Genomic DNA, 19,169 nt, shown 5'->3' with positions numbered 1-19,169 from the left:
CCTCCATTAAACTTATTTTTTAGAGCTAAATATTACGCTATCGTAACCTTTTTCTAGTACTTTTTGAGTACCTTTTGCAACACAGTCTAAAGGATCTTCAGCAATAACGCATGATATCCCAGTTTCTTGTTCTATTAGCATATTAAATCCTTGTAACAATGCTCCACCACCTGTCATTACAATACCACGATTCATAATATCAGAAGATAACTCTGGAGGGGTTTTTTCTAACACATTTTTCACAGATTCTACTATAGTTTGTATAGGGTGTTCTAAAGCCTCATAAATATCATCTGTTGTAATTACTACTTTTTTTGGCAAACCCGATACTAAATCTCTACCCTTTATATCCATTTGTTTATCTTCATAATTTTTTAAAGCGCAAGCTATATTCATCTTTAACGCTTCTGCTGTTCTCTCACCAATTGCTAAGCTATATTTATTTCTTATATACTGGATTATAGCGTTATCGAAGTCATCTCCACCAACTCTCTTAGACATGCTGACGACTAGTCCACCAAGTGATATTACTGCAATATCGGTAGTTCCTCCTCCAATATCTATTACCATGCTACCTGTAGCTTCTTCCACAGGTAAGTCGGCACCTATAGCTGTAGCTAAGGCTTCTTCGATAATTCCAATTTGACTTGCTCCAGCCATTTGAGCTGCTTCTATTACAGCCTTTCTTTCTACTTCTGTTATATCAGATGGAACTCCGACTAACACTCTGGGTTTCCTGACTTTTGCAATTTTAACTGCTTTATCTATAAAATACTTTAGCATTATTTGTGTAGATCTGAAATCAGCAATTACTCCATCCCTTAAAGGCCTTAATGCTACTATATTTCCAGGTGTTCTACCTATCATTTCTTTCGCTTCATTTCCTACTGCAATTGCTTCTTTAGTCTCTAAGTTAATCGCTACAACAGATGGTTCTCTAATAATAATACCTTTTCCTTTTACAGTGACAATTGTATTTGCTGTTCCTAAATCTATGCCTATATATCCGTTATTAAATATACCCAATTAAATCCACCTCTCTAGTTCATTTTTTGATAATTGGGGCTTTCTACTTTTATAATAAACCTAATTCCTTAAAACTAACATAATTATCATAACCAATGATGAGATGATCTAATAATTTAATTCCTATAATTTCTCCTGCATCTAATAACCTATTAGTAATTCGCTTATCTTCTTCGCTAGGACATGGATCACCACTTGGATGATTATGTACTATAATAATTGAAGAACTACTTTTATTTATTGCGATTCTAAATACTTCTCTTGGATGTACTAAGGAGGCATTTAATGTACCAATAGTAACAGTTTCAATGCTAGTAATCTGATTTTTAGTATCTAATAATATAATTTTAAAATATTCTTGATTCAGATATTTCATATCTTGCATTAACAAGTCTGCTATATCTTTTGGACTGCGTACTTTAGTATAAGTCTTGATTTGCTTATTTAGTCGTCTGCCTATCTCAAAAGCCGCCTTAATTTTGCATGCTTTTACGGCTCCAATTCCTTTAAGCTCTCTACTATTACTAAGCTGTTCAATACTAGCATTTACAAAGTATGACAAATCATTATCACAACATTTCAAGATACGTTGAGAAAGCTGCACTGCAGTCTCTTCTTTATTTCCTGTCCCAATCAATATCGCGAAGAGTTCAGCATTACTAAGCACCTCACACCCTAGGTTGGTCATTTTATACCTAGGTTGCTCATCTATTGGTAGTTCAGGAATTGGAATATGTTTATAAATATTGTTCATCATAACACCCTCTCTATAGGATATTGATGTCAAACTCTACTAACATTTCTCGCAATAATGTAGTTGGCAATCCAACTATATTTGTGTAACATCCTTCAATTGATTCTACTAATATCGATCCTAAGCCTTGTATTGCATATGCTCCAGCTTTATCCCACATCTCACCAGTCTTTATATATCTCCAAATCATCTCATCATCTAATTGTGCAAATTTTACTTTTGTCTTTCTGTGGCTTATTATTCCCCTATTCTCTTCTGTGCTAAATACACATACTCCTGTAATTACTTGATGTACTTTCCCAGAAAGATTTCTGAGTATACAAAATGCTTCTTGCTCGCTAGACGGTTTACCTATGAGGGCTTCATTGACTACCATTGTGTCTGCAGCAATAATCACCACATTATCTTTTGTCCTCCCAGCAACATCTAGTGCTTTATCTAAAGCAATTCTTTCTACATTTTCTTCATAAGATAAAAATTTATCGATTTTTTCGCATACATCACTTTTTACTATGTCAAATTTTAAATTCAAATTTTCCAATATTTCTTTTCGTCTTGTAGATGCTGATGCTAGAATTATCTTTTTCATTTACCTTATCCCCTTTTTTGTATTGCCATTAATTTCTATAGAAGATAATTAGACCAAGTATTAGAAAGATTATACTTCCTAAGTTCAAGTTGATAACTAGACCAAAAGCAAATCTTAAGAAACTTAAGTCTATTATCCAAGGAGCGCCATCACTTAATATGCTAATATTAATAGTTCTTCCAAAAATACTTAAATACTCGGAAATTAGTTCCCCAACAAAATTTCCAATAACTAAACTAAAAATTACTATTAACACTAACATTACGTTGCCTTTTTTAAGCTTCAAACTTTTGCCCCTCTCTTTATTAACAGTTTTCACATATATATTATTATACAGTATATAAAAAATAATTGCAGAAGTAAATAGAACTCTTTAATTCATTTAATTCTAAAAACTGACAAAACACAAAAATCCTAGACAAAGTCTAGAATTTTTGTGTTTTTGTATTCATAATTTTACAATTTATTTATAAGTTGTTAATTATTAATTTTCAACTTAGTAGAATCTCCGCTTATTGCTTTTGTTGGGCATTTTTCTACACATATCATACATTGAGTACATTTATCATAGTTGATCTTAGCAAGGTTGTTTTCAAAGGAGAATGCATCTTCTGGACAGTTCTTGACACATATCTTACAGCCTATACAACCAACTGAGCAATTCGCTTTAACTTCTTTACCTTTGTCTTTAGAATTACAATCAACATGTACTCCCTTTGAAGCTGGTACTAAGGCAATAACTATTTTTGGACAAGCGTCTATACACTTACCACATGCTGTACACTTTTCTTCATCTACGTATGCAATATTGTCTTTAGTTACATGGATTGCATCAAATGGACAAACTCTTTCACAGGTTCCTAACCCTAAGCAACCATATTGACAGCTCTTGTTTCCTCCCATTGCGATAACAGCTTCTTTACAGTCAGAAACACCATAATAATCAAATTTATTAGTACAATTTTCATCTGTACCATTACATATAACTCTAGCAATCATCCTCTGTGAACCATCAGAAGTGATTCCCATAATTTCACCTATTTTTTCTGCAACTGCAGATCCACCAACTGGACAATCATCTATATTTGCTTTACCTGCTGCTGTTGCAACTGCAAAGGCTTCACAACCAGGATACCCACAACCGCCACAATTAGCCCCAGGAAGTACATCCATTATCAGTGGTACATTCGGATCTTTTTCTACAGCAAATACTTTTGAAGCATAACCTAGTATGCACCCAAATATTAACGCCATCCCTCCTAACCAGAGAACTGGACTTAATAATTCACTAAACAATTTTATCACCTCCTATAGTAATCCTTGGAAACCTAAAAATGCAATCGACATCAAACAAGCTGTTATTAAAGCAATAGGAAATCCTTGCAATGACTTTGCTATTGGTGCCGTTTCTAATCTCTCTCTTATTCCAGCAAATAATACTATAGCCAATGTAAAGCCTAAAGCTGCACCTACACCATGTACTACTGTTTGTAAAAAATTATACTGAGCATCAATATTTAATATAGCTACTCCTAGTACCGCACAATTAGTTGTTATTAGTGGTAAATACACTCCCAAAGAATCATATAGAGTAGGACTCACTTTTTGTATTACCATTTCTACAAATTGTACTAATGCTGCAATAACTAATATAAACGCTATGGTCTGTAGATAAGCTAATCCAAAAGGCTCTAGTATTGTATATTGGATTATATATGTTACTGCAGAGGCAAGTGCCATAACAAAAGTTACTGCTGCGCCCATACCAACTGCTGTTTCAACTTGTTTAGAAACTCCTAGGAAAGGACATATACCTAAGAATCTAACTAATATAAAGTTATTAACCAATATGGCACTTAACAATATAATAAATAAACTATTCATTTATTCTTATCTCCTTTACTATTTTGCTTGGGATACTTTATTTAAAAGTCCCATTAATAAACCTAATGATAAGAAAGCACCAGGTGGTAAAATCATAATCAAAGCAGGTTCAAAACTTGCTCCTAGTATTGAAAGTCCAAAAATACTTCCAGTTCCAAATAATTCTCTAACAATTCCTAAAACTGTAAGTCCTAAAGTAAAACCAAGTCCCATACCTAATGCATCGCTTAAAGAGTTCATAACACTATTCTTCGATGCAAAAGATTCAGCTCTTGCTAATATGATACAGTTTACTACGATAAGCGGTATAAACAAACCTAATGCTTTATCTAGAAACGGAACGAAAGCTTTTAGTAACATACCTACTATGGTTACAAATGATGCAATTATAATTACATATGCAGGAATTCTAACCTTATCAGGTATAAAATTTCTTAGTAATGAAATAGCTACATTTGAACCAATGAGTACTACCATAGTAGTAAGTCCCATACCTAAACCATTAACTGCTGCAGTTGTTACCGCTAATGTAGGGCACATACCTAATGCCAGTCTAAAGATAGGATTTTCTGGAATAATACCATTCCATAGATTCTTAATAAAATTCATCTCTTTCCTCCGTCCCTTATTTATTCATTTCCTTAAATATTTCAATGGCAAAATTTGCACCGTCCGTAATAGCTTTCGATGTTATCGTTGCCCCTGTTATAGCTTCTATTTCACTATCCCCTGGTGAACCTCCACTTATTACACTTAGAGGTTGTTCAGTTGATTTATCATTGAATTGGTTTTGGAATGAATCATTTGTAGCGTTTGCACCTAGGCCAGGAGTCTCTGCATGACTAACTACTTTCATACCAGTTACTATCCCATCTACTGAAATACCAACTAATACAGAAATTTCTCCTCCATAACCTCTTGGTAGTACTTTATATGTATAACCTACCTCATCATTACCTTTTAAACCCTTAAAAACTTCTGCTACTATTTCGGGATTTTCAAAATTCAAACTTTCAGCAGCTGAAATTATACTGTTTTGATCTATTTGCTCATAAGTATCTGCTTCCGACAACACTTCTTGTCTAGCTAATTCGTTTTCTAATGCAATTTGCTCCACAATCTTATCTTTAGTTATTGAATTAGTAAAAGCTAAACAAACTGCAGCAACTGCAGTAATAATAAATAATTTAATAGCTAAACCTGCTATTTCACGCATCGGTTTTCACCTCCCCATAAACTCTAGGTACAGTTACCCTCTCAATCAATGGAGTACATATATTCATGAGTAGTATAGAGTATGATACCCCTTCTGGATAACCACCCCATAGACGAATCACACTAGTCAAAATACCACAGCCTAATGCAAAAATAATTTGTGCACGTGGAGTTACAGGTGAAGATGCATAATCAGTAGCCATAAAGAATGCACCTAGCAACAATCCACCACTTAAGAGATGATAAATTGGATCTTGACCGAAAACTACAGTAAAAATCATTACTGTACCAATAAATACAACTGGAATTCTCCAACTAATAACTTTTCTTATTATTAAATATAATCCTCCGATTAGTAGTGCTAAAGCTGATACTTCACCCATACTACCTGCTACATTTCCTAAAAATAGATCCATATAACTTGGTAAACCTTCAGTCACACCACTTTTAATTAATGCAAGAGGTGTAGCTGATGTTGTTGCATCTGCAAAGGCTGCAGAAGTCATCCTAACTGGCCATGATGCTACAAGAAGAGCCCTTCCTGCTAATGCTGGATTGATAAAATTTTGTCCTATTCCCCCAAAACATTGCTTGACAATTCCTATAGCAAATACTGAACCAATAACTGCTAACCACCATGGAGCACTTGCAGGTAGATTAAGGCCTAATAGTACCCCTGTAACAGCAGCACTCCAGTCATTTATAGTAACTTCTTTTTTCATTAATCTCTGAATAATAGCTTCTGTCGCCACACTGGTTAAAACACAAATAATCGTTAGAACTGCTGCATTTATTCCGAAAAATATAATCCCGGCGATTAATGCAGGAACTAACGCAATAACCACATCCCGCATAATAGTATTAGTGCTATGGGCTGCTCTAATGTGTGGTGACGATGACACCGTTAAAAAATGATCGTTCATTAGTTCCCCTCCTTATTACTTCCCTTTTCTGCTACTGGCAATAATTTCTCTCTTCGCAACCCTTATATTAGATGCCAAAGTTCTCTTTGCTGGGCAAATGAATGAGCAACTACCACATTCGATACAGTCTAATGCATGATACTTTTTACATTTTTCGAAATCATTTTTTAGAGAATGTTCTGATAAATATAGTGGCAATAAATTGACTGGACATACTTCAACACATTTACCACATCTAATACATAGCTGCGGCTTAGCTACCTGTGCATCTGCTTTGGTAAGGCATAAAATTCCCGACGTTCCTTTTATAACTGGGATATCAATAGAAAATTGTGCCATCCCCATCATTGGTCCACCGTTTATAACCTTCATCGGTTCTTCTACAAAACCACCACATTGGTCAATTAACTCACGTACCATAGTACCTACTTTTACAACAAAAACGTTTGGGTCTTTTATGGCACTACCGGTAACTGTAACAATTCTCTCTATCAGGGGCATACCTGTTTGTATGGCATCACAAATAGCAGCAGCTGTACCTACATTAGATACTACTACACCAATATGAGCCGGCAAACCTCCAGATGGCACTTCTCGTCCAGTTATTGCTGTTATTAATTGTTTTTCAGAACCTTGTGGATATTTAGTATGTAATGAGAAAATTTCAATATTTTCGTCATTCCCAAGAGCCTTAACTAAAGCCTCTATGGCCTCTTTCTTATTGTCTTCTACGCCAATATAACCTTTGGTAATTCCTAGGGACTTAATTAATGCTTTCAAACCATAGATTATCTTGTCTGCTGACTCTGTCATTAGGTGATCGTCTGTTGTCAAGTACGGTTCACACTCAGCACCATTTAAGATACAGTAATCTATCTTATTCTCTGGTGGAGGTGAAAGTTTTACATGGGTTGGAAAAGTAGCTCCTCCCAAACCAACAATACCAGCATTTAAAATGATGCTCTTAATTTCTTCAGGAGATAAGTCTTTTAAATCTCCCTTGGGTTGTACATCCTCATGCACTGTATCCTGCATATCTGATTTGATTACAACGGACATAACCTTTTGCCCATTAGGATGGAGTCTTGGCTCCACCGCCATAACTTCTCCAGATACGCTAGAATGAATTGGTGCAGAAACAAAACCGTTAGGTTCACCAATACGCTGCCCTACTTTTACTGAATCACCCTTTTTGACAATAGGATTACAGGGTGCTCCTATGTGTAAGGACATAGGAATCACTACAGTCTCAGGTGCATTTGCAGTCAGTAATTTTTTACTATTGGTCAACTCTTTGCGGTAAGGAGGATGGATGCCACCTCTAAAGGTAGAATGTTTCATGTTCATTTATCAACACTCCTCATCATGAATATTGTATACACATTAGTATTATAACAGAAAAATAAAATCTATGTTCGTTAATAATTTAATACCATCTTGTATATACAACTTGTATTTATTTTAATACATTTTCGTCATTAAATAAAGCAAAACTTTATCAATCTTTTTTTTATGTACGACACTTATTACAAATTCGATAAAACTTCGAGTTTTTCAAGAGCTGAATTCAGCTAGTTTCACAGTATATGTTTAGGTATCTTAATTAAAAACATAGAAACCAATAAAACAAAATCGTGATAATAATACCAATGTTCTGTATTGTACTAAAAAAAATACAATACCTTTTTTGTCTTGATTCTCCTATTAATTACCTTTCTTTGGCTCTAAGATCCTTCGTCGTACCTCCTCTGGATGACAATAGAAGCGTCATTCGTCGCGGCTGCTATCATCCGCTTGGCTCATTGTCTTCGCGACTCCGCAAGTAACTCGCTTCGCGGGTTACTTACGCCTTACGCGGACAGTCGCCAATGGCCGCTATCGGCCGCTTGGCTCATTGTCTTCGCGACTCCGCAAGCAACTCGCTTCGCGGTTACTATGCGCTTTACGCGGACAGTCGCCAAATGGCCGCTATCATCCATTTGCTCCTCTACAAAGCTATAACAAACTTGCTGCGCCTGCTTGTTATAGCTTTAATCGTCGCCAATGGCCGCTATCGGCCGCTTGGCTCATTGTCTTCGCGATAAAAAGACTGGCAAATTGAATTGCCAGTCTTCTATAATTAATAATACTATTTTTTTACAATGGCATCAAATGGGCAGGCTTCTATACACGCTCCACATTTAATACATTTTTGTTGATCTATATTGTGAATTACTTTCTTTTCTCCTGTAATAGCATCTACTGGACATTTCTTTTTACATATGCCACAAGCTTTACACGCTTCTTCTACAACTACAAAGCTAAGTAATTCAGTACATACACCTGATGGACATCTTTTTTCATTTATATGTGCTTCATATTCATCTCTAAAATATCTAATAGTAGATAATACTGGATTTGGTGCAGTTTGACCTAATCCACAAAGTGAAGATGATTTTATACCAATAGCTAAACTTTCCAGTCTTTCTATATCACCTTTTTTACCTTTACCAGCACATATATCTTCCAATATCTCTAGCATTCTTTTTGTCCCAATTCTACATGGTGGACATTTGCCACATGATTCATCACAGGTAAAATCTAAGAAGAATCTAGCTATATCAACCATGCAATTATCTTCATCCATTACAATAAGACCACCTGATCCCATCATAGACCCGATTTGTATTAATGAATCATAGTCGATAGGTGTATCTAAATGCTCTGATGGAATACATCCTCCAGATGGGCCACCTGTCTGGGCCGCTTTAAATGCTTTTCCATTAGGAATTCCTCCACCAATTTCGTAGACAATCTCTCTAAGGGTAGTACCCATTGGTATTTCTAATAATCCAGTGTTATTTATTTTCCCACCAAGGGCAAATACTTTAGTTCCTTTTGACTTTTCAGTCCCTATATTTGAATACCAGTCAGAACCATTTCGAATTATACTAGGTATATTAGCAAAGGTTTCCACATTATTTAATACTGTGGGTTTACCAAACAAACCTTTATTTGCTGGAAATGGCGGTCTTGGTCTAGGCTCTCCTCTTTTTCCTTCAATCGAGTTTAATAGTGCTGTTTCTTCTCCACATACGAAAGCTCCAGAACCTAATCTTATATCTAATGTAAAGTTAAACCCACTATCTAAAATATTATCCCCAAGCAAACCGTAATCTCTAGCTTGATTAATTGCTATTGCTAACCTTTTAACAGCAATAGGATATTCTGCTCTAACATATACATAACCTTCATTAGCTCCAATTGCATAACCTGCTATTGTCATAGCTTCAATTAATGCATGTGGATCTCCCTCTAGTACAGACCTATCCATAAATGCACCTGGATCTCCTTCATCTGCATTACAGGCGACATACTTAGAATCTCCTTGGGCATTTTTTGTAAATTGCCATTTCATTCCGGTAGGGAAACCTGCACCTCCTCTACCTCGTAAGCCAGCTCCTTTAATTGTATCAATGACTTCTTGTGGTTCCATTTCAAGTAGAACTTTCTGTAAAGCTTTGTATCCATCATAAGCTAAGTACTCATCAATATTTTCTGGGTCTATAATACCACAATTCTTCAAAGCTATTCTTTCTTGGCTTTTGAAAAATCCAATATCGTTTATAGATATAGTTTTATTATCTCCAATTGTTTCATGGTAAACTAATCTAGTTAAAACTCTCCCTTTAACTAGATGTTCTTCCACTAGCTCAGCAATATCTTCACTAGTGACCCTACTATAAAAGGTTCCCTCTGGATACACGATTACAACTGGACCTAATTCACATAAACCAAAACATCCTGTTCTAATTACTTCTACCTCTTTACTAAGAGAGTGCTTTTTTAATTCTTTGTCTAAATCTTTTATTAAAGTAGCCGAACCTGATGAATTACACCCTGTCCCAGCACAGACTAAAATTTGCGAACGTATAAAAGACATTTCTTTCCCTCCTATTTATGTTTCTTATTGCATTTCCGGATCTACAACTTTACCATCTATAGTGGTTGCGGTATACTCATTTACAATTTTCCCATTAATAAGATGATCTGCAACTACTTTAATAGCCTTTTCCTCATCCATCTTTATGTAAGTAACTTTCGATCCATCTGGAGAATACACTTCAATAATAGGCTCTAGTCTGCATGCACCGATACAACCTGTTTGAGCTATTGTAACATCTACTAAACTATTTTTTTGTACTTCTTCCATCAATCTCATCATAACAGGTCTTGCTCCTGCTGCAATTCCACAAGTAGCCATACCTACTACGACTCTATAACCGCCTTTTCCACTTCTTAAATTAATGTGGTCAATAGTCTTATTCCTTATTGCTTCAAGTTCTTGAATTGATTTTTTCATTCTTACACCTCCATTAAATTAGAAAACCCTTCTTCAATATATTCCTTAATCCAATTCATTATTTCTATTTGATTTATTGACACTTGGTTTCCAATAATTGATTTAATTTCTCTAGTATCAAAAGTAAACATTTTATTATTATAATGATGTTCATATATGAGATCTGAATTTTCTTTTAAACTTAGAATAATTGATAATATAGTGTCAATCATATTCCCTAAAGGTGCCCTGTCAATATGATTATATCTAAACGTTGCGACTACCTCTGTTTTTACATTTCTTATTGATTTAATAATCAAACTGCCTTCACATCTTTGTGTAGCTGCTTCAAGGAGAGACAGTCCTAATCCTACTCGCCTGGTTGTCCTAGAAGTTTCAAAAGGATCTGTAATAACATCAAGTTTTTCTTTAGGAATTCCTTTGCCATTGTCTTCTACTTTAATGACCAAATTATCCTTCTCAATGTCTTCTTTTACAAAGATTTTAATAATTGTTGCATCTGCATCAATAGAATTTTGTACTATATCGTTAATATGTAGGGATAATTCTCTCATAGGCTCAATATTTTTCTATAATTTCCACAATCTCTTTAGGTTGTAGTCTACCATAAACATCATCATTTATCATCATTACAGGCGCTAATCCACATGCACCTACGCAACGAGTTGCTTCCAATGTAAATTTTCCATCTTCTGTAGTTTCTCCAACTTTGATTCCTAATTTATCGCTTATTTTATCAATGATAGCTTGTGCACCTTTTACATAACAGGCTGTACCCAAACAAACTCCAATATTGTACTCTCCTTTTGGTTCAAGCGTAAATAAAGAATAGAATGTAGCCACTCCGTAAATCTCTGTAAGTGGCATATTTAGCTCGTTAGCTATCATATCCTGTACTTCAATTGGAAGCGAACCGTATTTTTGTTGTGCTTCCTGCATAATTTGCATTAGACATCCTGGTGTTTCCCTGTGCTTGTCAATTATAATCTTTAAATCATCAAAATTTTCAATTTTAGCGTCTTTTAACAATATAAACCCTCCTTAACTCAACTTTTAGTATAATGGTATTGTATCATAAATTTAGTGTTCGTACGTAGAATTTACTTTATCCACGCAATTACACAGTTCTATTGATAGCGCTTACAATGTTATTTTATAAACATCTCAATAAAGATATAGTATCTAAATTCATTAATTCAAAGAACTGATTTCTCTCTAAAATCTGGTGCAGATAATGTGCATCAGAAGATTTCATAATTTTGTATTCATTTGTTATTACTTTTGAGTACAGTTCAAAATTTTCAACATTTGAAAACTCTAGGGTATTAAAATTCAAATTATTCGGAATAAAACCTAGGTTATTAATTATACTGTAGCTAGACCTATCCACGTGTGCTGGAACAACTTTTCCCTTATACTGTCTAGCTATTTCTACCATTTCATCTATTGATATATCAGTAGATGAAATTAATAACTTAGATATTTGGGCAATAACACAATCATTTTCATCTAACACAAGCTGAGAACCAAATATTTTCTCATCATTATTTATCATAGGTAGATGATTGTATATAATCTCTCCAAACTTCATGGCCATTAATAGATCTTCAAAATAACATAGTAGGTGAACTTCTTCCTTTGTATTTACTTCTATTCCAGGTAATAAGAGGATACCATGTTGTTTGCATAATCTGTGAATTGCAGGTAGATTTGCTGTGGAATTATGATCCGTAACAGCTATAATATCTAGTTTTTTTAATCTACACATATTAACAATATTATTCGGTGTCATCTCTAAATCAGCACAGGGTGATAATGTAGAATGAATATGTAAATCCACTGCATAATTATTTAGTAACATTCTTATTGCTTTCGTATATAATGGATGCTATTTCATATGTGCTTAGATTAGTAGACAAAATAGGCAAATTTTCTTCTGAAGCTTTTTTTAATGTACTTTCTTCAACTCCAATACCTTCTGGAATAATAATACAAGCCATATCAAGAAGGACTGCAACAGCTACAATATTAGTATGTGTTTGTACAGTTATCCAAGCACACTGGTTACCTGCATGAGACATTACCCAACTAAGTAAATCACAAATATATACGTCGTTAATTTGTATTTCAGTATCACTGTTCTTTGTTAATAATGTAAAGTTCTTATTTAATAATAGTTCTTTTACCTTCATTTCTTTCACCCCATAAATTATTCGTGATTGAAACTAGATTTTCACCTATTAATTATACTCTATTTCCCTAGCGTCTGCAATCTTGTAATTTGTTGAACTTTAACTAGTAATTAATCTTCATTGCATTCTATATAAAATATCATATCTATTTTTGTTCCTTCATTTTTTTTAGATTCCAATTTGAAAACGTTTGCACATTTTTGCATATTGTAAAATCCCATTCCTGCACCAAAACCCATTTCTATCATTTCATTTGTAGCAGTAGAGTAACCTGCTTTCATAGCTTGTTCTATATTTGCTATTCCAGGACCTCTATCTATAATTTGAATTGCTATTGTATAGTCGTCTACTATAAGTATAATCTCTCCACCATGTGAATGTATAGCTATATTCATTTCTGCTTCATATGTGGCTATACATACTTTTCTTACCAACTGACTGGCAAATCCCATCTGATTAAGAGTTTTTTTAATAGACTTTGAAGCATCTCCTGATCTAATAAAATCTCTGCTAGCTACTTCATAGGACGTCTTATGTATATTGATGATCACTCTTATCCACCTCCTAATCCCTGTATAATACAATTTTATATTAAGCACGCTAGTTTTTCAAGAATAGTTTAAATATAGTCAAACTTGTATATACAAGAACATCAATTAGCAAATTAGAGACTAATACATTAGATATTAATATGTGCTATGGAAATAAAAAAGTAACCAAATTATTCTTCTTTAATCTATAGAGTTTCATTTAGGATATTCATTGCCTCAAACGCATTATATGAACTTCTAACAAATGGCGATGATGCAACATATTTAAATCCTAGTTCTAAGGCTTCAGCTTTATACTCATCAAAAGCATTCGGGTGAATATAATCAATTACTGGATGATGTGTTTTAGATGGAGCAAGGTATTGACCAATTGTTAAGACATCACAATTAACATCTCTCAAATCCTGGAATATACGTATTACTTCATAATGTTCTTCACCTAAGCCTAACATAATACCTGATTTTGTAATAATGCTTTTATCGTGTTTCTTTACTCTATCTAATAATTCTAAAGATCTTTGGTAAATAGCCATAGGCCTTACTTCTGAATATAAACGTGGAACTGTTTCTACGTTGTGATTAATAATCTCTGGCTTCTGATTTATAACATTTAGTAAGGATTTTTCATCACCTTGAAAATCTGGAATTAATACTTCTACAGTAACACTGCTATTATACTTTCTTATTTCATCAATAACTTTCGCGAAATGACTTGATCCACCATCGTCTAAATCATCCCTTGTAACAGAGGTAATCACAACGTGTTTCATCGACATATCTTTAATAGCTAAAGCAATTTTTTTGGGTTCTTCTATATCTATAAGGCTAGGGGTAAGTTTTTCAACATTACAAAAGGTACAATTTCTAGTACAATTATTTCCAAGTATCATAAACGTTGCTGTCTTTTTTGTAAAACACTCTACTTTATTTGGGCAATTTGCTTGTTCGCATACAGTATTTAAACTTAAACTCCTAAGCATATCTGTCACTTCCTGAGATTTACTCACATTTACTTTTATCTTCAACCAATCAGGCCTTTTTTCATCCATGGTTATTTTCCTCCAAAATATTATTTAGCTCTTCTAGTGATAATGAAATTTGGTTTGCTTCAAATAGCTCAATAAAATAATTTATTGTTAACTGCTTTACTTCATCCATATTCATAGAATGTCCCAGTAACTTTTCTAGGGATGTAACTCCCTTATCTGTAAAACCACATGGATTAATCCATCTAAAATCTTCTAAATTTGTATTTACATTAAAAGCAAATCCATGCATGGAAACCATTCGACTTATAGCTATACCTATAGCAACAATTTTATCATTACCGAACCATACTCCTGTATATTCACCATCAAGACCAGATACATTAATTTTATACTGCTCTCTTAGCATTCTAATAAATATTTCTTTTAATTTCCAAACAAAATTTCTAACATCTCTATTGTAATTTTTTAGATTTATTATAGGATATCCTACTATCTGACCAGGACCATGATAAGTTACGTCACCACCACGATTTAAGTTAATTACATTAATACCCTTTTGTTTAAGAAATTCATCTGTTACTAGTATATTAGACTTCTTTCCTCTACAACCTAATGTAAGAACAGGTAAATGTTCAACAATAAGTAAAGTATCTTCAATTTTATTTTCAATTCGAAGTTTTCTTAATCTCTCTTGTATAATAAGAGTTTCCCCATAATCCATTATTCCAAGATCCACTATGTTTATATTCATATTATCACTCTCTTATATTATATAAATATTTAATCTAAATACATAACTATATTACTCATATTACATTATACTCTTTATTTTTTAATATGTAAGGATAGAAAGAGAACATCTTTGATGAAATCGTTTTTATTTATTAATTGATAATCAACTTCTCAATATTCCAATATTTTAACCTATATAATCTAATAGATTATTAAGTTTTTAAAAAGTCAAAATGATAATAATAGAAAATAGTTGAATTTTGTACCACTAAGGTTTATAATGAATATTCGTATCAGACTTTTTTTATCTGAACTGCGGAAGTCAAATGTTAGATCAAAAATTTAAGTGATATTTACACTTATATGCTATTTAAGAAAATGCGAGGGTGGCGAAACTGGCAGACGCGCATGCTTGAGGGGCATGTGGATAATTATCCATAGGGGTTCGAGTCCCCTCCTTCGCACCATAAAAATAAAAAGCTGTTTAGCTTTTTTTTATTTTTTGTGCAAAGGAGGGGGCGAAGAACCCCTTCAAGTAACTCATATAAAACTTCTAAATAAATATATTCTAATGAACTATTCTAAAACTATAATACGTGTCGGGCGCCGACTTCGAGTCCCCTCCTTCGCACCAAAAATCAATAAAGCTCTTTGAGCTTTTTTTATTTTTTTTATTAATTCTTATCAATTATTTCTTCCCACAAATGAATCACTGCATTTTTTAGTTCTGTATAGTTTCCATCGTTGTATATAATATAATTAGCAAAAGAACTTTTATCATCCATTTTCATTTGAGCCGATATTCTTTTTACAGCTTCTTCTCTACTAAGATTATTTCTATTCATTAACCTTTCAAGTTGAAGCTTCTCACTAGTAACCACTAATATAATTTGATCAACTTTATGAATTAATTTTTCTTCTATCAAGAGAGGACAATCGTATACGATAGCTCTATATCTTTTTTCTTTATACTTTTGAACTTGTTCTTCAAATAGTAATTCAACTTCAGGATGAACAATTCCATTTAACACTTTGATTAATTCTTGGTTTCCAAAAACAATATCTCCCAGTTTTTTACGATTTAAACTTTTATCAGGAAGTAATAGTTCTCGTCCAAATTCACCAACTATCTTTTCGAGACCAATGCTACCAGGTTCAACAGACTTACGAGCAAGTACATCAGCATCTATTACCTTTACATGAAGTTCAGAATTTAAAATTGTAGATACTGTACTCTTTCCTGTAGCAATACCACCTGTAAGCCCATAAATTTTCATAATATCCCCCGCAAACTATTGAACTATTACATATTTTCACTTTTATAAAAAGCTTTAAATCCTTTATATGACATATAAATATCAACTTTACTAGCAATCTCATAAGGAGCATGCATGCTTAATAAGGCTATCCCTACATCTATAACATCCATACCATATTGTGCTGGAATATAGGCTATTGTTCCGCCACCACCGGCATCTACTTTACCCAATTCACCCATTTGCCAACAGATATCATTTTCATTAAATATTCTTCTTACTTCTGCCATAAATTCTGCATTAGCGTCATTACTTCCAGCCTTACCTCTAGAACCAGTATATTTAGTTACTACTAATCCTTTTCCTACATATGCAGCATTAAGTTTGTCATGTGTGTTTGGATAATTTGGATCAACTGCAGCATTTACATCTGCTGATAAAAACTTAGAGTTCATAAGACATCTTCTAATGACAAGGTCTCGATCCTTTACTCCTGAAAGATGAATGATTTCCATGAGTACATTTTCAAAGTACTTAGAAGTCATACCAGTATTTCCTACACTTCCTATTTCCTCTTTATCTGCTAAGACTGCAACACAAGTTTTCTTAGGCTTATTTATATCGAATAATGCTTCTATTGAGCTATATGCACAAACTCTATCATCATGACCATAAGCACCAATTAGACCTTTATCAAATCCAACATCACGAGCTTTACCAGCTGGTACAATTTCTAATTCAGCAGAAGCTAAATCCTCTTCTGAAATTTCATATTTTTCGTGTAACCATTTTAAAATATTTAACTTTACACTATCCTTAATTTCTTCATCTAATAGCGGAATACTACCAACAATAACATTTAAGTTCTCTCCTGTAATAGCATCATCAAGTTTTTTTGCTAGTTGTTCTTTAGATAAATGGGGTAACAAATCAGTAATAAAGAATATTGGTTCATTTTCTAATTCTCCAATACATATATTTATCTTTGTGCCATCCTGCTTTACAACTACTCCATGTAATGCAAGGGGTATTGTAGTCCACTGGTATTTTTTAATACCTCCATAATAGTGAGTTTTAAAAAATGCTAGTTCTGTATCTTCATAGAGAGGCGCTTGTTTTAAGTCTAAACGTGGACAATCTACATGAGATCCGATAATATTCATCCCATTGTTAAAATCTTCTTCTCCTATTACAAATAATACGACTGTTTTATCTTTAAATATACCGTATATTTTATCTCCATGTTTAATTTTGATATCATTGTAAATATAATAATCTATAGATTTAAAACCCTTTTCTTCAGCTAATTTTACAGAATACAGTGCACATTCTCTTTCTGTCTTACATTTATCTAAGTAGGTCTTGTAAGATTCACCAAAATCGAATACTAAATCTTTCTCGTTATCTTGTAATCTTCTCCATGCATTGTCGTATCTTTTGACTAGTAAATTTTCTAAATCTTTATTTTGCGACATTTTTCAACCTCCTATAATTTCATTCACAGTATCAAAGGGACGACACAAAAATCATCCCTTATACTATTACTGGTTCTAAACTTCTGCATAGGCTAGCACTTAGTCTACTAATTCTATATCATCTAGTTGTTTTCTAAAAGACTTGCGAAAGTTTTTCAAGTATTCTTCTCTTAGTATTTTCTGTTCCTTTTGTTCTTCCTCAGTCAACCCTTGTTCTTTTTTCTTATTTGCTAGAAAATTAATTCTATCTAATTTTTCTTTACTTATCATTATTATTCTCCTTGTATTTAAAAATAACTATTATTAGTATTTATTATATCATATATTGAAGTAGCAATATTTATTGACTACTTTATCCTTCGCAGATTATCCTCAACCCCTTTGGGGTTTCGGTCGTTGGCACTTGCTCATAGAATTCATCTCATTTTCTCGTGCAAGCACGGGAAATGACTTGAATTCTGCGAGCCAATCTGCTGGTTCGAATATTATATCATATATTGAAGTAGCAATATTTATTGACTACTTTATCCTTCGCAGATTGCTTCGACCGCTTTGCGGTCTCAGTCGTTTGCACTTGCTCATAGAATTCATCTCATATTTTCATGCAAGCATGAAATATGTTATGATTTCTGCGAGCCAATCTGCTGGTTCGAATATTATATCATATTTGAGTAGCAGTATTTATTGACTACTTTATCCTTTGCAGATTGCTTCGACCGCTCTTGGTTATCTGCTTTTATAACAAATAAGATATTGCCACATCACATATTAACCCTGTCATCCAGAGGAGCTTCGCGACGAAGGATCTTATACTGCTTACTTGGAACAATTTTTACGACTCTTAACTCCTTTTAGGGTGGACCATCGTTTACACTTGTTCTTATAAAAAAAAGCCTTTAGGTTAACCTAAAAGCATAAACTTACAATATATTTTTAGAAATTATTCTTCATTGAATTTTTTTTCTACTATCTTAACCAATGCATCTAGGGCTTCTTCTTCATCTGAACCAATTGCTTCTATTATAATTTCAGTATCTTTGCGTACTCCTAAGGTCATTACACCCATTATACTCTTTGCATTCACTGTAGTATTTTCTTTCTTAATGAAAATTTCACTCTTAAATTTATTTGCTAACTCAACAAATAAAGAAGCAGGTCTTGCATGTAATCCAGATTTATTACCTATTATAATTTTTTTGTAAACCATTACATCACCCCACTTACTGTGTTTCTTTTTATTA

Annotated in this window: 23 protein-coding genes and 1 tRNA gene; 1 reads left to right on the top strand and 23 read right to left on the bottom strand. The window is 33.4% G+C overall.

Annotation, left to right across the window (positions count from 1 at the left end):
• Positions 1 to 12: 12 nt before the first annotated feature.
• The 19 genes from mreB to lipB all read right to left on the bottom strand — a co-directional run bounded on the left by mreB (position 13) and on the right by lipB (position 15,216).
• On the bottom strand, positions 13 to 1,026 hold the full coding sequence (mreB, locus tag GC105_RS03430) for a rod shape-determining protein (protein ID WP_152801725.1): 1,014 nt from the start codon (positions 1,024 to 1,026) through the stop codon (positions 13 to 15).
• A gap of 49 nt (positions 1,027 to 1,075) precedes the next feature.
• Entirely contained in the window at positions 1,076 to 1,783 is a 708-nt protein-coding gene (radC, locus tag GC105_RS03425; protein WP_152801723.1) for a RadC family protein, read from the bottom strand.
• Positions 1,784 to 1,793: 10 nt separating this feature from the next.
• A complete protein-coding gene (locus tag GC105_RS03420) occupies positions 1,794 to 2,369 on the bottom strand; it encodes a Maf family protein (protein WP_152801721.1) in 576 nt (191 codons plus the stop codon).
• Between the two features lie 28 nt (positions 2,370 to 2,397).
• Positions 2,398 to 2,655, bottom strand: a complete 258-nt coding sequence (locus tag GC105_RS03415) for a DUF4321 domain-containing protein (protein ID WP_152801719.1) — start codon at positions 2,653 to 2,655, stop codon at positions 2,398 to 2,400.
• Between the two features lie 191 nt (positions 2,656 to 2,846).
• A complete protein-coding gene (locus tag GC105_RS03410; protein ID WP_246169696.1) occupies positions 2,847 to 3,665 on the bottom strand; it encodes an RnfABCDGE type electron transport complex subunit B in 819 nt (272 codons plus the stop codon).
• 12 nt (positions 3,666 to 3,677) lie between these two features.
• Positions 3,678 to 4,253: an electron transport complex subunit RsxA gene (gene rsxA, locus GC105_RS03405; RefSeq protein WP_152801717.1), complete on the bottom strand. Its 576-nt coding sequence runs from the start codon at positions 4,251 to 4,253 to the stop codon at positions 3,678 to 3,680.
• Positions 4,254 to 4,271: 18 nt separating this feature from the next.
• The gene (gene rsxE, locus GC105_RS03400; RefSeq protein WP_152801715.1) at positions 4,272 to 4,862 is read right to left on the bottom strand and encodes an electron transport complex subunit RsxE; all 591 of its coding nucleotides are present in this window, start codon (positions 4,860 to 4,862) and stop codon (positions 4,272 to 4,274) included.
• Between the two features lie 16 nt (positions 4,863 to 4,878).
• Positions 4,879 to 5,469 carry an RnfABCDGE type electron transport complex subunit G gene (locus GC105_RS03395; protein ID WP_152801706.1) on the bottom strand — a complete coding sequence of 197 codons (591 nt, stop codon included), beginning with the start codon at positions 5,467 to 5,469 and terminating at the stop codon, positions 4,879 to 4,881.
• A complete protein-coding gene (locus tag GC105_RS03390) occupies positions 5,462 to 6,391 on the bottom strand; it encodes an RnfABCDGE type electron transport complex subunit D (protein WP_152801699.1) in 930 nt (309 codons plus the stop codon). The genes GC105_RS03395 and GC105_RS03390 overlap by 8 nt, the downstream gene beginning before the upstream one ends.
• Positions 6,392 to 6,406: 15 nt before the next feature.
• Entirely contained in the window at positions 6,407 to 7,732 is a 1,326-nt protein-coding gene (gene rsxC, locus GC105_RS03385) for an electron transport complex subunit RsxC (protein WP_207706933.1), read from the bottom strand.
• Positions 7,733 to 8,519: 787 nt separating this feature from the next.
• On the bottom strand, positions 8,520 to 10,313 hold the full coding sequence (gene nuoF, locus GC105_RS03380; RefSeq protein WP_152801694.1) for an NADH-quinone oxidoreductase subunit NuoF: 1,794 nt from the start codon (positions 10,311 to 10,313) through the stop codon (positions 8,520 to 8,522).
• Positions 10,314 to 10,337: 24 nt separating this feature from the next.
• On the bottom strand, positions 10,338 to 10,733 hold the full coding sequence (locus tag GC105_RS03375) for a (2Fe-2S) ferredoxin domain-containing protein (protein WP_152801691.1): 396 nt from the start codon (positions 10,731 to 10,733) through the stop codon (positions 10,338 to 10,340).
• A 2-nt stretch (positions 10,734 to 10,735) separates the two neighbouring features.
• Positions 10,736 to 11,287, bottom strand: coding sequence for an ATP-binding protein (locus GC105_RS03370; protein ID WP_152801689.1), 552 nt, complete (start codon positions 11,285 to 11,287; stop codon positions 10,736 to 10,738).
• Positions 11,288 to 11,291: 4 nt separating this feature from the next.
• Positions 11,292 to 11,762 (bottom strand): NADH-quinone oxidoreductase subunit NuoE, encoded by a 471-nt coding sequence (gene nuoE / locus GC105_RS03365; RefSeq protein WP_152801687.1) that lies wholly within the window; start codon positions 11,760 to 11,762, stop codon positions 11,292 to 11,294.
• Positions 11,763 to 11,886: 124 nt separating this feature from the next.
• Positions 11,887 to 12,594, bottom strand: a complete 708-nt coding sequence (locus tag GC105_RS03360) for a PHP domain-containing protein (RefSeq protein ID WP_152801685.1) — start codon at positions 12,592 to 12,594, stop codon at positions 11,887 to 11,889.
• Entirely contained in the window at positions 12,581 to 12,925 is a 345-nt protein-coding gene (locus GC105_RS03355; protein ID WP_152801683.1) for a DRTGG domain-containing protein, read from the bottom strand. Before GC105_RS03355 ends, GC105_RS03360 begins: the two co-directional genes overlap by 14 nt.
• 110 nt (positions 12,926 to 13,035) lie before the next feature.
• Positions 13,036 to 13,476: an ATP-binding protein gene (locus GC105_RS03350; protein ID WP_343029939.1), complete on the bottom strand. Its 441-nt coding sequence runs from the start codon at positions 13,474 to 13,476 to the stop codon at positions 13,036 to 13,038.
• A 185-nt stretch (positions 13,477 to 13,661) separates the two neighbouring features.
• On the bottom strand, positions 13,662 to 14,525 hold the full coding sequence (lipA, locus tag GC105_RS03345) for a lipoyl synthase (protein ID WP_152801681.1): 864 nt from the start codon (positions 14,523 to 14,525) through the stop codon (positions 13,662 to 13,664).
• Complete coding sequence (gene lipB, locus GC105_RS03340) at positions 14,518 to 15,216, bottom strand: lipoyl(octanoyl) transferase LipB (protein ID WP_152801679.1); 699 nt, start codon at positions 15,214 to 15,216, stop codon at positions 14,518 to 14,520. The genes lipA and lipB overlap by 8 nt, the downstream gene beginning before the upstream one ends.
• Positions 15,217 to 15,577: 361 nt before the next feature.
• Here lipB and GC105_RS03335 point away from each other — a divergent pair.
• Positions 15,578 to 15,664 (top strand) — tRNA-Leu (locus GC105_RS03335).
• A 207-nt stretch (positions 15,665 to 15,871) separates the two neighbouring features.
• On the opposite strand, the gene coaE is transcribed toward GC105_RS03335, so the two are convergent.
• The 4 genes from coaE to GC105_RS03315 form a co-directional block, all read right to left on the bottom strand.
• Complete coding sequence (gene coaE / locus GC105_RS03330; RefSeq protein WP_152801677.1) at positions 15,872 to 16,474, bottom strand: dephospho-CoA kinase; 603 nt, start codon at positions 16,472 to 16,474, stop codon at positions 15,872 to 15,874.
• 26 nt (positions 16,475 to 16,500) lie between these two features.
• Positions 16,501 to 17,928 carry an aminopeptidase gene (locus GC105_RS03325; protein ID WP_152801675.1) on the bottom strand — a complete coding sequence of 476 codons (1,428 nt, stop codon included), beginning with the start codon at positions 17,926 to 17,928 and terminating at the stop codon, positions 16,501 to 16,503.
• A 99-nt stretch (positions 17,929 to 18,027) separates the two neighbouring features.
• Positions 18,028 to 18,198 carry a DUF896 domain-containing protein gene (locus GC105_RS03320; RefSeq protein ID WP_152801673.1) on the bottom strand — a complete coding sequence of 57 codons (171 nt, stop codon included), beginning with the start codon at positions 18,196 to 18,198 and terminating at the stop codon, positions 18,028 to 18,030.
• Positions 18,199 to 18,868: 670 nt separating this feature from the next.
• Entirely contained in the window at positions 18,869 to 19,135 is a 267-nt protein-coding gene (locus GC105_RS03315; protein ID WP_152801671.1) for an HPr family phosphocarrier protein, read from the bottom strand.
• Positions 19,136 to 19,169 lie beyond the last annotated feature (34 nt).

Origin of the sequence: Alkalibaculum sporogenes, from assembly GCF_009362815.1 — a bacterium.
In the GTDB taxonomy this organism is placed as follows: Bacteria; Bacillota; Clostridia; order Eubacteriales; family Alkalibacteraceae; genus Alkalibaculum_A; species Alkalibaculum_A sporogenes.
This window is presented reverse-complemented; position numbering and strand designations above follow the sequence as displayed.